Raw genomic sequence first — 14170 nt, forward strand, 5'->3', positions numbered from 1 at the left:
TCCTTTCAAGTGATCAGAGCTCCCCCGAAGCGCGCGCTGCCTCTCCCCGGTTTCCGGAGCCGTACCGCTGCGGAATAAGCATGGCGCGCAAAACGGAGGAAACGGCGTGGCGGATATTGGCCGGCGCCTGAGCGATGGCCTGGGCAAGCGTCATCGGAGCCTGGGTGGCTCCTACTACCACGTCAATGCCGCTGTCGTACATGCCGCGGGCTTCCGCGTCAATTCCGCCCGAGACGCAAATCACCGGCTTGTTGTGCAGCTTGGCCAATTTGGCCACGCCGGCGGGCGTTTTGCCGAACGCCGTCTGAACGTCGGTATGCCCTTCGCCCGTCAGGACGAGATCGGCATCGCGGACCTCCTCCGCAAATCGCGCGGCTTCCATTACAATGTCGATTCCCCGGGCCATGCCCGCGTCCAGGAAGGCGATCAGTCCCGCTCCGAGACCGCCCGCCGCCCCGGCGCCGGCGACGCCGGCGATATCGACGCCAAGCTGCTCGCGGATGATCCCGGCCAGATGCCGCAGGCCGGCGTCAAGCCTGGCGACCATCTCCGGCGTGGCGCCTTTTTGCGGGCCAAAGACGCGCGCGGCTCCCTGCTCCCCGCAAAGCGGATTGGTCACATCGCTGGCGATCGTAATTTCGCAGCCGGCAACGCCGGGATGAAGCCCCGTCGTATCGATCGAAGCGATCCGCTGCAGTTCGCCGCCGCCGAAGCCGATTTCCGCGCCCGCCGCGTCCAGAAAGCGCACGCCCAGCGCCTGGGCCATGCCGACGCCGCCGTCATTGGTGGCGCTGCCCCCGATGCCGATGATCAGCTGCCGGCAGCCGGCGTCCAGCGCGGCCTTGATGAGCTGTCCGGTGCCGTAGGTCGTGGCCGTCAGCGGATTTCTCCGCTCCGCCGGAACCAGCGTCAGCCCCGATGCGGACGCCATTTCAATGACGGCGGCATGCCCCTCGTCGAAGATGCCGTACTCGGCGATCACGGGCTCGCCCTGCGGGCCGACCACCTCCAGTTTTCGGCATTCGCCGCCGACGGCGCTGAGGATCGCTTCCACCGTGCCTTCGCCGCCGTCGGCAATCGGAATTTTACGGATTACCGCTTCGGGCAGCACTTCCAGTACGCCCTGTTCCATACAGTCCGCCACCGCCTTAGAGCTGAGACTGCCTTTATACGAGTCGGGCGCAATCAAAATTTTCATTCCATCACTCCTACCGTCTCTCTTTGCCTGCAACCAAAATCCCCGCGGCAAAAATAAAAAGCCTAAGCTGATGGCGCTTTCATTTTTGCCGCGAACACACGGGACAAACGCTATGTAGCTTCGGATTGGCAACTTGGCTCGGTCCGCACTTGCCGTACTTTGCCGGGAATCCCGGCGCTGCCCGGACCGCCTTGTTTTATCCGCATGACTTCACTATACACTCTTGTACTGTTTTTCACATTGGTCCGCACTCACAAAGTTTTTTCGCTTTTTCCCGGTAAAATTGGGCTTTGGCACAATGCCTCGCCGGCAAAAAATAGGCCGCCTATCCCGGATAGTCGGCCCTGTTCAGGTGAATAAAGACGGCTGTTCATGTAACGGGCGCAGGATTGAACAGGCTGATTGCGTTATGCAGCCCCCAGTGCTCGGCCCAAGTTTGCTTGCGCCCGCTGGCCACGTCCAAAATGAATCTGAAAATCTCCCAGCCGACGTCTTCGATCGTGGCCTCGCCGCCGGCGATCCGCCCCGCATTGATATCGATCAGGTCAGGCCATTGCTCGGCCAATGAGTCGCGGCTCGCCACTTTAATTACAGGCGCCATCGCCAACCCGTAAGGAGTACCCCGGCCGGTCGTAAACACTTGCACATTGATGCCGGAAGCTAGTTGAAGCGTCCCGCACACAAAATCGCTGGCCGGCGTCGCGGCAAAAATCAGCCCTTTTTGCGCCGCCTTTTCACCGGGCGCCAGAACCGCCGTGATCGGGCTGCCGCCGGATTTGACGATCGAACCCAGCGATTTTTCCACAATGTTCGCCAGGCCCCCTTTTTTGTTTCCAGGCGTCGGATTGGCGCTCCGGTCGGCCTGACCGCGCTGCAAGTAGGCGTCGTACCACTCCATCTCACGGATCAGCGCCCGCCCGACCTCCTCGTTTACGGCCCGCGGCGTAAGCAGATGAACGGCGTCGCGAACCTCGGTGACTTCGGAGAACAACACCGTCGCCCCGGCGCGCACCAGCAGATCGGCGGCATAACCGACGGCCGGATTCGCCGTGATGCCGGAGAAGGCGTCGCTTCCGCCGCATTGCAGGCCGACCGTCAAACCGGAAGCAGGACAAGTGACGCGCTTGCGGCGGTTCAATCTCTCCAACCGTGCTTCCGCCATCTCCATAATCGCTTGAACCATAGGAATAAAACCTTGATAATCCTGGAGCGAAACTATTTTGGAAGCGCTGTCTTTATCCGGTATGAGACGATCCGGCTGCAGCTTCTCACAGCCTAAGCCGACAACCAACAGCTCGCCGCCGAAATTCGGATGAGCCGCGATGTTCCGAAGGGTGCGGATCGGAATTTCCGCATCAGAGGCCTGGATCGCCACGCCGCAGCCATACGTATGATGGATCGCCACCACATCGTCTACCTGCGGATATTGGGGCAGCAGTTCTTCCTTAATCCGCTTTACCGCATAATCGAGCACCCCCGACACGCACTGTACGCTCGTCGTGATCCCGAGGATATTTTTAGTGCCGACGCTACCGTCCGGATTGAGGTATCCCTCGAACGTAAAGCCTTCAAGCGGCGGCTGGAGCGGCGGCACTTTGGTGGCGAGCGGCAGCTCGCGGAGCAACGGCGGCGTCGGAAGTTCGATGAACGACTCGCTCACCCAACTGCCTCGCGGGATAGGGCGCACCGCGCAGCCGATAATTTCACCGTAACGAACGACGGCTTCTCCCTGGGCCACATCCGCCAAGGCAACCTTATGCCCTTGGGGGATATACTCCGTTAACCTAAGGCCGCAAGGAAATACGGTGCCCTCGGGCAAACCTCCCGCATTCACAATGATCGCCACATTATCTTTTTCATGAACCTTAATATACAAAGGAGCATCATTGCGTAAATCATTCATCTGAACAGCCTCCTTACTCTTCCGCATGACTTCACTATACTCCTTTGTACTCTTTTTCACATTGGCGCCCAACCCAAAGTTTTGCGGTTTTGACCAACAAAAATTTGGACTTCCGCACAATAATTCGATATCTGCAATTTGCAATCCGCGCCCGCTTAACGTTTATCCTCCCACGTTCTGAAAAAAGAAACTTTTGACCGGAAATGAAATGCATTTTTGCGGTTGAGCCGCCTATTTCGAGGAACCTCGACGAAATTCGCATGCACATTTGCACTTCTTGGGATTTCCCCCTCTTCACCCGCATCTGAATTTTATATCTCAAAAAAAACCGCCAGAGCGGTTTTGGTCCGTCCGACGGTTTTCATTAAATAATATCCAGCGGGACCTTCCGGTCCGGCGGCGGAAAAGCTTCATCGAGCGCGGCGATTTCCTCGTTGCTTAAGGTGATCCGGGCGGCCTGCGCGTTCTCCGTCACATGGCGCACGGTAGAAGCTTTGGGGATGGCGATGACGTTTCCGCCGCGGATGCTCCAGGCGAGCAGAATCTGCAGCGGCGACGCTCCGTGCGCTTCGGCCGCCCGCACCACGGCGGGATGCTCCGTCAGCCCCGTGCGCAGCTCGCCCGCCTGGGCCAGCGGCGAATAGGCCATGATCGGCATGCCGCAATCCCGCTGCCAAGGCAGCAGATCGTATTCGATGCCGCGCGAGCCGAGGTGGTACAGCACCTGATTGACGGCGCAGCGGCTGCCGTCCGCAAGGGCCGCCAGCTCCCGCATATCCGCCGTATCGAAATTGGAAACGCCCCAGCGGATGATTTTCCCCTGCTCGACCAGTCGCTCCATGCATTCCACGGTTTCCTCCAGCGGCACGCGGCCCCGCCAATGCAGCAGGTACAGGTCGAGCCTGTCGGTGCCGAGCCGTTTCAAGCTTTCCTCGCAGCTGCGAAAAATCCTGGTCCGGCCCGCATTGTGCGGATATACCTTGGACACGAGAAACACACTGTCGCGTTTCCCCTTAAGCGCTTCGCCGACGAGCGATTCGGCGCGGCCTTCCCCGTACATCTCCGCCGTGTCGATGAGATTCATGCCCAGCTCTACGCCTGCTTGCAGCGCGGCGATTTCCTCCTGCCTGCGCCGGGGATTGTCGCCGATGCGCCATGTGCCCTGGCCGAGGGCGGCCACTTCCGTACCGTCGGCCAGCCTAACGTGTCCGATGGCTGTCTCCCGGATCAAGCCGGTTTGGTCCCGGCGGCTAATATTTTCGCCTGCGTTCATCTCCGTAACCTCCATTCGCGGGTTGGACCCATTCTATTACTTGCAATAAACTTACCACACGAACTCCTCTCCTGCATTGTGCGGCGGCCCAAAAATGGTCGAATGCTCTTGCATCCCATATGGAAATAAGGTAGCATCCTCATTCTAACCCATTCAGCTTTTCAACGCGGTGGACTTGGACCGAAAAAAATAAGAGCAAAAAATGGCGTTAATTCGGCAATGCCCGTTCATTTGAGAGAAATAGAAGTAATTTATGCCGTTATTTTTCCCCCACCGCAAGAAAATGATAAGAACGTCTATCTCTATCGGCCGCTTCTTTCGGCGTCAAGACATTTTAACAAGGACAAGCGCAGGAAAATGTCAGCTAACCTCTTCCTCCTCCCGGACCAGCGGAACAAACCTACCGTTCACCTGCTCGGCCAGCGAATGCGGATCCAGTTCCATCTGCAGCCCGATTTTGCCGGCGCTGACCAGCATGGTATCCAGGCTTTCGGCCGAGCTGTCCAGGAAGGTGGGATACAGCTTCTTCATCCCTACCGGCGAGCAGCCTCCGCGCACGTAACCGGTCCGCTGCTGCAGGTCCTTTAGCGGCAGCATCTCCACTTTTTTGACCCCGGCGGCTTTGGCCGCCTTTTTTAAATCGAGCTCCGCGGCGACCGGGACGATGAACACAAAAATCGCCGTCCCTTGATGGGCGACCAGCGTTTTATAGACCTTCTCCGGCGGCTTGCCGATTTTGTCCGCGACTGCGGTCCCGTGAATCTGTCCGTCTTCCGGGTCGTACGCGTAAACTTTGTATGGCGTTTTGGATTTATCGAGCAATCGCAAGGCGTTCGTTTTGACGTCTGCCATACTTTTGCCACTCCTTTTTCTCGTTTTCTGTCTCAACTATATATCCTATCACCCTTAGACGCCGATAAACAGGTAACGATCGATTATAGTAGAAGGCTCTGTTAAATTTAAACGTTGGACTTTCCAATTTTAGTTAGAATATAGCTTTAATAGTTCTTGTACTGGAAAACTATTTGTTTTGTTCACCTCAACAAAATATGCTAACTGCCATTTTTGTGTTTCGATAGCTTGTTTGCTAGTGGGATTTTCCCATCTAGGGTATACTCTAATAGCCATTTTTCCTTTTGTAGTGGCTGTTTTAAGGATATTTTGTTTTACAAGAACTTCTTTTGGAAAAACGAATTGTCCAAATTTATTATTACTAGTAAAAGTATTGATAACCAATAAATCAGTAGCCTTTTCATATGAAAAGGCTTGGTTTTTATGATCTCCATCTTTTTCCCAAAAAGCAACAAACTGCCCTATCTTGTTAGGTGTTATTTTTGCGACTCTAAATCTAACCGATTTTGAATTTAGTTGAAACATACCAGCCCCATAATCTGAATTTTGAGCTTCTTCTCGAATAGCACTTATAGTTAAGTGATTTGGTTCATAAAAAATTTTATTTACATATGTTAACTCCTTATAAAATTCATTCACTGCTTTGTACTCCTTATTTTCTATACTACGTAATCCAATGCCTTCTTGAATAGAATGGGCTAATCATAAAATACCGTCAAAATTTTCTTGTTTTATCACGTTTCTGAACTAGCTATCCTGCTTCGTTTGGTAAAGCGAGAGTGACGAGCTTCTACGATCAGACAGAGGTGGTGTTTCATTGTTATAGACCATCAGCCCGACCTAACTCAACTGCCTAACGAATTAAAGTATTCTTTTCTTGGGGTGGGAGGCAGATCAACACTTACTGTCCGGGCGCTTTGCACGATTATCCCGTTTGATCAGGTAGCAGAGAAACAGGCAAGCTCGGGAAAAGGGAATATTTGGTAGAGAAGCGGATAGGTTTGAGATAATTTAGACGGGCTTAGGAAAAGTAATCAGGTTTAGGGGAGGTGAAACAGACCGGACAAGAGATCAAGACAGAAGATCAAGGACAAGACGCGAGGGAAACGAAAAGACCGTGATTATGCTGTAGCCTGAACCCTTCCGTCTGCAGCAACGCCGACACAGTTCATACTAACCCCTACCCATTAAGTTGATCCGCATCAAGTAACCCCCACCGTTCAAACATCACGATCAGGCCGCAGCCGCAAGGGGCTGGTTCGGTTGGCGTGCGATCAGCCGGCGGTAAGGGATCGCGGGAATCGCCACACACATGCGCAGTAACTTCTGCCGCATCGTTTCTTCCGCTCCCGGCAGTCCTCCTTGCAGGCGCAGCCGGCGGCGTCCGGTGTATTCGTTTAGGTACGCCTGCAGATGTTTCAGTCCCAAGGCTCCATACGTACTCTTCAGCGATTCCCACGCCTCTCTCACCACTTTCCGCAAGGGTGCATACAGCCGAAAGGCCAAGGGGAACAACTGTACCGCCGCTGTACGGGTATCCACATGTTCGTTGATGAAAGCGGCGAGTTCGTGACGGTTTGCCCTTTTTTCGCCTCCCCGCTTATTTGGCACCAGGCGGATTTTGACCTGTTCCAGCTCGCCCGACTCCGTGACCGTGCATCCCGCTACGACCGCCGAGGCGTACGGATGCGAAAGCTGACACCGGGACGGATTACGCCCATACTGATCGCTGTTTACCTTCACGTCTCCGGAGAGCAGCTCCCGGGCATCGAACTCCCCCACGGCATGGCGTATTTTGTGCAGCATCGACCAGGCGGTCTTGTAGGCGACCCGGATCACCTGGCGCAGCCGCATCGCCGAGATGCCGCCCTCAAGCAGGAACAACTCCAGGGCCTGGAACCACTTCACCAGGGGGAGATGCGTTCCTTCAAAAATCGTGCCGACCAAAGGCGATGTTTGATGCTTGCACTTTCCGCACTCGAATAAGGGGATATGCCGGGAGGTCAGACGGCTGCACCGGGTGTGAGCGCAGCGCGGGCAGACGAAGCCGTTTGGCCACTTCATCGCGATTAGCGCCTCCATGCAGGCCTGCTCGCTTTGGTAACGGCTGCTGAATGGTTGAAGTTCCGTTCCCGTATTGATCTCCATGTTGCTCGCCCCCCGAATCAAGAATACATCGAACTTAAATTCCATTTATTTCATTATATCAAACATACGTTCCCTTATCAAGCCGAAAATCTCACCTGAACCGCCGCATTTTTCCTCATCTTTTTTGTGTTTTTTCTTCTCTTTTTTTGGAACCCTTGACTTGCTCTAGCCCCACCCACTGCTCCCCGCTCCTGAATGATGGGGATAATCGTGCAAAGGCAGGCAAAGACACCAAGACACGAACGCTTTAGATGGTCCCTTTAGACAGCCCCCTCACCTGGCGTCGATTTGTGACACTGATCGAAACGGCTACGGTGCAAAAGGTAGATGCGCTGGCCTTGGTGGATCGTGACGCCTCTATTTTGACAGGGCCTAATAGAAAAACACACCCCCAATAAAGGTGTGTTTTCTATATCGTTTAATTTGCCAGTATTAAAGCGCATCCTTCCCGAAGGAACCTTCAAACAGGGAGTCCTTCAACGGACGGCGGTCGTTCGGTTGTTCGCGCTCCTGCAGGTTGTCCGGAAGCACTTCTTTTTCGCCTTGATATCCGATGGCGATCACGGCTTGAATCGCATAATAGTCAGGCACATTCAGCACTTCGCGGGCTTTTTCTTGATCAAAACCGCCCATCGCATGGGTGATCAAACCTTTGTTATGGGCTTCTAAAGCAAGATACCCCCAAGCGGCGCCCGCATCAAAGGCATGCCACCCGTTGGCTCCCCGCTCGGTCGCCGTTTGGGACAGGATGACGGCCAGGACAGGGGCTTTTGTGCACCATACGAGGTTTCCAGGCAAAATAAAAGAATGGAATTTCTCGCGGTCCTCCGGCGTGCGGGCGATAACAAACCGCCATGGCTGCACGTTCGATGCCGAAGGAGCCCAACGCGCCGCCTCAAACAGGCTGAATAGGACATCCTCGGGGATTTCTTTTTCCAAAAAAGACCGCGGCGACCAACGATTGATAAATTGAGAGGATACTTCAAAACCAGGTTTGCGCAGATCTGCGGCGTTAGCCATTTTGAACACTCCTTAAGTTTAAACTAATTTGTTTTTTAACCGTCCGATGCCTTCAATCGTCACTTCCAGCTCATCTCCGGCCTTCAGCCAGGTCTGGCGGTCCGGCGGATCGCCGAGGATGACGCCTTCGGGCGTTCCGGTAAAAATACAATCGCCCGGCATTAACGTGATGTACCGGGATATGTAGCTGGTTAACTCAGCGTAGCCGAATATCATATTTTCCGTATTGCCGGACTGCCTTAACTCTCCGTTCACTCTGCATTCGATGGATAAACGCGCCGGGTCCAATTCATCGCCGGTGACAAGGTACGGTCCGATGGGCGCGAAGGAATCCAGCGTTTTGCCCAGCAGCCATTGGCTCGTTTTCATTTGCAGGTCGCGGGCGGAAATATCGTTTCCGGCGGTGTACCCGTAAACATAGGATAACGCATCCGCTTCGGAGACATTGCGCGCCTCTTTGCCTATAATGATGACAAGCTCGGCTTCATAGTCTACTTGCCGCGCCGTTGCCGGCAGGACGATGTCCTGCTTGTGACCGGCCAAGGCGTTGTTGAATTTACTGAACAGCACGGGCGAATCCGGAACAGCCATGTTGGACTCTTTGACATGGGACAGATAGTTCAGGCCCACGCACAATATTTTCTCCGGATTCAGCACGACGGACGCAAACTCAATTTCATCCTCGTCGACGCGAAAATCGCTTTGTTTATCCTTCCCGTTCACCGCCCTGAGAACAGCGGCAAAACCGCTTAAATTATAGACGGCATCTTCCGTTTTCCAGCCGATGCATAACCCGCCGCCGTTCTTGAACTGCAGCAATTTCATGGTACGTCCTCCGGATTTGTGCAGGCGCGATTCAGGCCTCTCCGGCCTTGCTGCACGTTGTAGACAAGGCTATACTGATACATTAATATTAATCCAGACAGAAATATTTTTCCAGTACTCAAGGAAGAACGGAGATTAACTCATGGCTGATACATTAAAATCGATTTATAATGAAGCGTTTTTGCGGGAATTTGGCGAAAAAGTCCACGCGGCGCACGCTCCGTTCGATCCGGAGAAATTCGTGGCCGATACGATGGATGGGACGTGGGATGCTCTGGAACTGAAAGCCAGAATGCGGAGGATTTCGCTGACGCTGGCCAACCAGCTGCCGGCGCGTTTTGAGGAAGCCGTGTCCGTGCTGTTTGCCATCGACGAATCGTGCGTCGGCTTCCCCTACTTGTTTTTCCCGGATTTCGTGGAAGTGTACGGCAGCGCGGAAGAGGATTGGCCTTTGGCCATGCGGGCGCTGGAGCGGTTCACGCCGAAATCGTCGGCCGAATTTGCCGTCCGCTCATTCCTGCTGCGCGATCCAGAGCGGATGATGGGGCAGATGGCGGCGTGGTCTCAGCATGAGGATGAGCATGTGCGCCGCCTCGCCAGCGAAGGCTGCCGGCCCCGCCTGCCCTGGGGCCAAGCGCTGCCGATGTTCAAGCGCGATCCCGCGCCGATCCTCCCGATCCTGGAGACGCTTAAGGCGGACCCCAGCATGTACGTGCGCAAAAGCGTGGCCAACAACCTGAACGACATCGCCAAAGACCACCCGGAGCTCGTGCTCGAACTTGCCCGGCGCTGGAAAGGCGCGCATCCGCACACCGACTGGATCGTGCGCCATGGCTGCCGCACGCTGATCCGCAAAGGCGGCCCCGCAGCGCTGGAGCTATTTGGTTACGCCGCGCCGTCGGCCGCCAAGCCGGTGGTCTCGTCGGCGTCGCTTACGGTGGAACCGGCCGCGCTACGCATCGGTGACAGCTGCGAGCTCCGCTATGCACTCACCGTGCGCGAAGGCGATCCGGTGAAGGTGCGCGTCGAATACGGCATCGACTTCGTCAAAGCCGGTGGCAAAACATCACGCAAGCTGTTCCTGCTGGCGGACAAAACCGTCCCCGGCGGCGCCTCCATCGGTGGAGCCCGGCGCCATAGTTGGGCGGACCTCACGACCCGCCGCCATTATTCCGGAGCCCACCGGATCACGCTGCTCGTCAACGGCGCCGAAGCCGCCGCCGCGGTGCTGCAGCTGGAAGCCGCAGCGGCAAACGGCTGAACCGATATTACGCCCTAGTCGGTCTGTTCCGCCCCGGGAGCAGCCGAAGCGCCGATCAGCGCGTTTCCGACTTTGGTCAGATGCGCGTTCATGATGTCGACCGCCCCGCGCCGGTCCTGTTCGCGAATCGCCAGGAGCATTTGATAATGCTCCTGGAACAGGCGGTGGGCCGACTCTTTTTCACTAAACAGCCAAAGGCTTCTGCTGTCCCGGATCGTCCGCGTCATCATCGCTGAAATAGTTTCCATCATTTGCTGCAGCAGCGGATTCCGCGTCGCTTTGGCGATGGCGAAATGGAAATTGACGTCGTGCACCCGGCTGGTCTCCTCATTGCCGATCGCTTCTTCCATCAGGCTCACAATCCGGGCGAGCTCGTCCAAATCCGCTTCGCTCCTGTACTCTGCGGCCAATTCAATGCTCCCGATTTCAAGGATTTTCCGTACCTGCAGCAGTTGAACCAACTCCTGGCGGTTGGCGATTTGCCGGGCTTCCATCGTCTCAAGCGCCTGGGCTCTGACGTAAGTCCCCCCGCCCTGTCTCGTCTCGATCAGCCCCCGGGCTTTCAGATGGCTGATCGCTTCGCGGACGGTAGAGCGGCCGACGCGGTAACGCTTCGCCAGGTTTTCGATCGTGTCCAGCTTCTCGCCGGGCTTCACCAGCCCGCTTTCGATGATTCGCTGCAGTTCCTCAATCATAATATCGTAATTTTTTCTGCCCAATTCCATATTTTATTCCCTCTCCAAAATCGGTATGTACACCGAATTGCTTGCTAAATAACAGTCTATACAATTTACGTAAATTATGGTAGATTTATTTTAAATTTTAAATTCATCAGATGACATGATTAGTTTGATCTTACCATATCAAGTTTGTTTTTTGAGGAGGGAATCTTTGGGTGATTGCGCCGGAAATCAAACAGCAACTGAAGCCGATCGTCGGAGAAAAGTGGTTTTTGGATAGCCCCAGCGAACTTTATGCCTATTCTTACGATGCTACCCCGATGTATCAAGCTTTGCCCGATGCGGTGATCATGCCAGCGTCCACCCGGGAAGTGTCGGAGATTCTGAAAATCGCCAACCGCCACAAAATTTCCATCATCCCCCGGGGCTCCGGCACCAATCTGGCGGCCAGCACCATCCCGGTTCAAGGCGGCATCGTCCTGAACATGAACCGGTTCAACCGGATTTATGAAATCGATACCAAAAATTTGACCGCCACCGTTGGCCCCGGCGTCATCACCGCCGATCTGCATCAGGCTGTTGAAGCGCTCGGTTTATTTTATCCGCCCGATCCGGGCAGCATGAAGATTTCGACGATCGGCGGCAATATGTCGCAGGGCGCCGGGGGCATGCGCGGACTGAAGTACGGCGTGACCAAGGATTACATCATGGGGCTGGAGTACGTGCTGCCCTCGGGTGAAATTCTGCGCTGCGGGGGAAAAAACGTCAAGGATGTCGCCGGCTATGACATGACCCGGCTGCTGGTCGGCTCCGAAGGCACGCTGGCCGTTGTCACGGAAATTACGCTGAAGCTGCTCCCCTTGCCGGAAACGAAGCGGACGCTCGTCGCTTTTTTTACCAATCTGGTTGATGCGGCCAGGACGGTGGAAAAGATCATCGCCGCCAAAATCATCCCGGCAACCGTGGAATTTATGGACCAGGGGACGATGAAGGTCGTCGACGAATACGCGGGCCTGGGCCTGCCGCTTGAGCTGAAATCGATGCTGCTGATCGAACAGGACGGCCCCGAGCAGCTGGCTCTTCGCGATATTGAACGCATCGCCGAAATCGCCCGGGAAAGCGGCGCGGCAAAGGTGGAGGCGGCTAAAACCTCGGAGGAAGGAGCCAAGCTGCTGACCGCGCGCCGCGCCGCGTTATCCGCGTTGTCCCGAATGAAGCCGACCACGATTATGGAGGACGCTACGGTTCCCCGCTCCCGCCTGGCCGAAATGGTCGGCGAAGTGGAGCGGATCGCCGGCAAATACGGGCTGCAGATCTGCACGTTCGGCCATGCCGGCGACGGCAATCTTCATCCCACATGCATGACCGACGAACGGAACCGGGAGGAAATCGAACGCGTGGAAAAAGCGTTTGCGGAGATTTTTCAAGCTTCGATCCGGCTGGGCGGCACGATTACCGGCGAGCATGGCGTCGGCCTGGCCAAGATGAACTATTTGCACCTGAAGGTCGGCGAATCCGGCATCGAACTGATGCGGCGGATCAAGGAAGCTTTCGACCCCAACCATATCATGAATCCGGGGAAAATATTCGCGGCCGCGGAGCGCCGCAGACTGGTGGTGAAAAGATGAGCGCCGAACCGAAAACCCCAAATCGTTCTGCCGCCGACGCCTGCCCTCCGCTGGACGGTCCGGTCAAAACCGCAAACAACGGGCTGCTTGCCCGGTTTGACATGGACGAAATCCTGAATTGCATGCACTGCGGCTTCTGCTTGCCGACGTGCCCCACGTACGTGCAAACCGGCCTGGAAACATCCAGCCCGCGGGGGCGGATTGCGCTGATGAAAGGCGTGGCCACGGGGCAGCTGCCGGTCGACCGCGAGTTTGAGCGGCACATGAACGCCTGTCTCGGCTGCCGCGCCTGCGAAACGGCCTGTCCGGCCGGCGTGCCTTATGGCAGACTGCTGGAGACGGCGCGGGAAGTCGTGCAAGAAACGAAAAACTTGACCGAAAAGCCCTCCGCGCTGCGAAATCTCGTATTTAAGCATGTGTTTCCGCATCCGCAGCGGGTTAAACGGCTGGGGAATTTGCTGTGGGGCGCGCAGGCGCTTGGGCTGCATTCTTTGGCCGACCGGACGGGACTGATCAAGATTCTGCCGCGGGAAATGGCGGAAATGCAAAGGTCGGTCGGCACCGTTGCTTCCCCTTGGAAACGCAAGCAACGGCCAAAAGCGATGAAAGCGGAAGGTACGAAACTTTATACCGTGGGGCTGTTCACCGGCTGCATCATGGACGTGATGTTCTTCGAAACCAATCAGGCGACCGCCCGGCTGCTTACGAAAGCCGGATGTGACGTCGTATTCATTGAGGAACAGGGCTGCTGCGGCGCCATGCATGCGCATTCCGGGGAAATGAGCGGAGCGAAAGAGCTGGCCAAGCGGAATATCGAGGCTTTTGAGCGGGCCGGCGTCGATTTTGTGATCAACAACGCCGGGGGCTGCGGCGCGGCTTTAAAGGAATACGGCCACTGGTTCAAAGGCGATCCCGCATGGGAGACCAAAGCAAAGCGCTTTGCCGCCAAAAACCGCGATGCGAACGAAATGCTGGCCGCGCTCCCTCCGCTCGCCTTCGGCAAAACGCTGCCGGTAAAAGCGACTTACCAGGACTCCTGCCACCTCGCCCACGGCCAGGGAGTCCGCAACCAGCCGCGCCAGCTGCTGCGCAGCATCCCGGGACTGGAGCTCGTTGAAATGCGGCAGCCCGACAGCTGCTGCGGCTCCGCCGGCACGTACAACCTCACCCAATTCGACATGTCGATGCAAATCCTTGACGATAAAATGGAACAGGTGAAAGAAACCCGCGCTGATTTGATCGTCACCTCCAATCCCGGCTGCCTGCTGCAGATGAAGCAGGGAATCATCCGGGCCGGCCTTCAGGACCGGATGGAGGCGGTGCATATCATGGATCTGCTGGACCGAGTCCTGTAAGGGTCCCATTTCCTCTACCCCCTATCT

General features: G+C 56.0%; 12 protein-coding genes. 3 read left to right on the top strand and 9 right to left on the bottom strand.

Annotated features, from left to right (window positions below; genetic code table 11):
* Positions 1-13: 13 nt before the first annotated feature.
* The 8 genes from DYE26_RS08675 to DYE26_RS08710 all read right to left on the bottom strand — a co-directional run bounded on the left by DYE26_RS08675 (position 14) and on the right by DYE26_RS08710 (position 9219).
* Positions 14-1198, bottom strand: coding sequence for a glycerate kinase (locus DYE26_RS08675; RefSeq protein ID WP_036623670.1), 1185 nt, complete (start codon positions 1196-1198; stop codon positions 14-16).
* 370 nt (positions 1199-1568) lie between these two features.
* The gene (gene garD, locus DYE26_RS08680) at positions 1569-3101 is read right to left on the bottom strand and encodes a galactarate dehydratase (RefSeq protein WP_036623672.1); all 1533 of its coding nucleotides are present in this window, start codon (positions 3099-3101) and stop codon (positions 1569-1571) included.
* Between the two features lie 364 nt (positions 3102-3465).
* Positions 3466-4374, bottom strand: a complete 909-nt coding sequence (locus tag DYE26_RS08685) for an aldo/keto reductase (protein WP_082207815.1) — start codon at positions 4372-4374, stop codon at positions 3466-3468.
* Positions 4375-4734: 360 nt separating this feature from the next.
* The gene (gene ybaK / locus DYE26_RS08690; protein ID WP_036623674.1) at positions 4735-5226 is read right to left on the bottom strand and encodes a Cys-tRNA(Pro) deacylase; all 492 of its coding nucleotides are present in this window, start codon (positions 5224-5226) and stop codon (positions 4735-4737) included.
* 129 nt (positions 5227-5355) lie between these two features.
* A complete protein-coding gene (locus DYE26_RS08695; RefSeq protein ID WP_036623676.1) occupies positions 5356-5865 on the bottom strand; it encodes a MepB family protein in 510 nt (169 codons plus the stop codon).
* Between the two features lie 594 nt (positions 5866-6459).
* Entirely contained in the window at positions 6460-7374 is a 915-nt protein-coding gene (locus DYE26_RS08700) for a transposase (RefSeq protein WP_115311196.1), read from the bottom strand.
* 432 nt (positions 7375-7806) lie between these two features.
* Positions 7807-8394: a nitroreductase family protein gene (locus DYE26_RS08705; RefSeq protein ID WP_036623680.1), complete on the bottom strand. Its 588-nt coding sequence runs from the start codon at positions 8392-8394 to the stop codon at positions 7807-7809.
* Positions 8395-8412: 18 nt separating this feature from the next.
* Positions 8413-9219 (bottom strand): fumarylacetoacetate hydrolase family protein, encoded by an 807-nt coding sequence (locus DYE26_RS08710; protein WP_036623682.1) that lies wholly within the window; start codon positions 9217-9219, stop codon positions 8413-8415.
* A 142-nt stretch (positions 9220-9361) separates the two neighbouring features.
* On the opposite strand from DYE26_RS08710, the gene DYE26_RS08715 reads away from it, so the two are divergent.
* The gene (locus DYE26_RS08715; protein WP_036623684.1) at positions 9362-10480 is read left to right on the top strand and encodes a DNA alkylation repair protein; all 1119 of its coding nucleotides are present in this window, start codon (positions 9362-9364) and stop codon (positions 10478-10480) included.
* 14 nt (positions 10481-10494) lie between these two features.
* On the opposite strand, the gene DYE26_RS08720 is transcribed toward DYE26_RS08715, so the two are convergent.
* The gene (locus tag DYE26_RS08720; protein WP_051985495.1) at positions 10495-11205 is read right to left on the bottom strand and encodes a FadR/GntR family transcriptional regulator; all 711 of its coding nucleotides are present in this window, start codon (positions 11203-11205) and stop codon (positions 10495-10497) included.
* 170 nt (positions 11206-11375) lie between these two features.
* Here DYE26_RS08720 and DYE26_RS08725 point away from each other — a divergent pair, with 170 nt between their 5' ends.
* Positions 11376-12788 carry an FAD-binding oxidoreductase gene (locus tag DYE26_RS08725; protein WP_036623686.1) on the top strand — a complete coding sequence of 471 codons (1413 nt, stop codon included), beginning with the start codon at positions 11376-11378 and terminating at the stop codon, positions 12786-12788.
* The gene (locus tag DYE26_RS08730) at positions 12785-14143 is read left to right on the top strand and encodes a (Fe-S)-binding protein (protein ID WP_082207816.1); all 1359 of its coding nucleotides are present in this window, start codon (positions 12785-12787) and stop codon (positions 14141-14143) included. Before DYE26_RS08725 ends, DYE26_RS08730 begins: the two co-directional genes overlap by 4 nt.
* Positions 14144-14170 lie beyond the last annotated feature (27 nt).

Origin of the sequence: Paenibacillus macerans, from assembly GCF_900454495.1 — a bacterium.
Lineage (GTDB): Bacteria > Bacillota > Bacilli > Paenibacillales > Paenibacillaceae > Fontibacillus > Fontibacillus macerans.

Coding starts and splice junctions, on each gene's coding strand:
- DYE26_RS08675 (WP_036623670.1), bottom strand. CDS start 1,198: ATGAAAATTTTGATTGCGCCCGACTCGTATAAAGGCAGTCTCAGCTCT.
- garD (WP_036623672.1), bottom strand. CDS start 3,101: ATGAATGATTTACGCAATGATGCTCCTTTGTATATTAAGGTTCATGAA.
- DYE26_RS08685 (WP_082207815.1), bottom strand. CDS start 4,374: ATGAACGCAGGCGAAAATATTAGCCGCCGGGACCAAACCGGCTTGATC.
- ybaK (WP_036623674.1), bottom strand. CDS start 5,226: ATGGCAGACGTCAAAACGAACGCCTTGCGATTGCTCGATAAATCCAAA.
- DYE26_RS08700 (WP_115311196.1), bottom strand. CDS start 7,374: ATGGAGATCAATACGGGAACGGAACTTCAACCATTCAGCAGCCGTTAC.
- DYE26_RS08705 (WP_036623680.1), bottom strand. CDS start 8,394: ATGGCTAACGCCGCAGATCTGCGCAAACCTGGTTTTGAAGTATCCTCT.
- DYE26_RS08710 (WP_036623682.1), bottom strand. CDS start 9,219: ATGAAATTGCTGCAGTTCAAGAACGGCGGCGGGTTATGCATCGGCTGG.
- DYE26_RS08715 (WP_036623684.1), top strand. CDS start 9,362: ATGGCTGATACATTAAAATCGATTTATAATGAAGCGTTTTTGCGGGAA.
- DYE26_RS08720 (WP_051985495.1), bottom strand. CDS start 11,205: ATGGAATTGGGCAGAAAAAATTACGATATTATGATTGAGGAACTGCAG.
- DYE26_RS08730 (WP_082207816.1), top strand. CDS start 12,785: ATGAGCGCCGAACCGAAAACCCCAAATCGTTCTGCCGCCGACGCCTGC.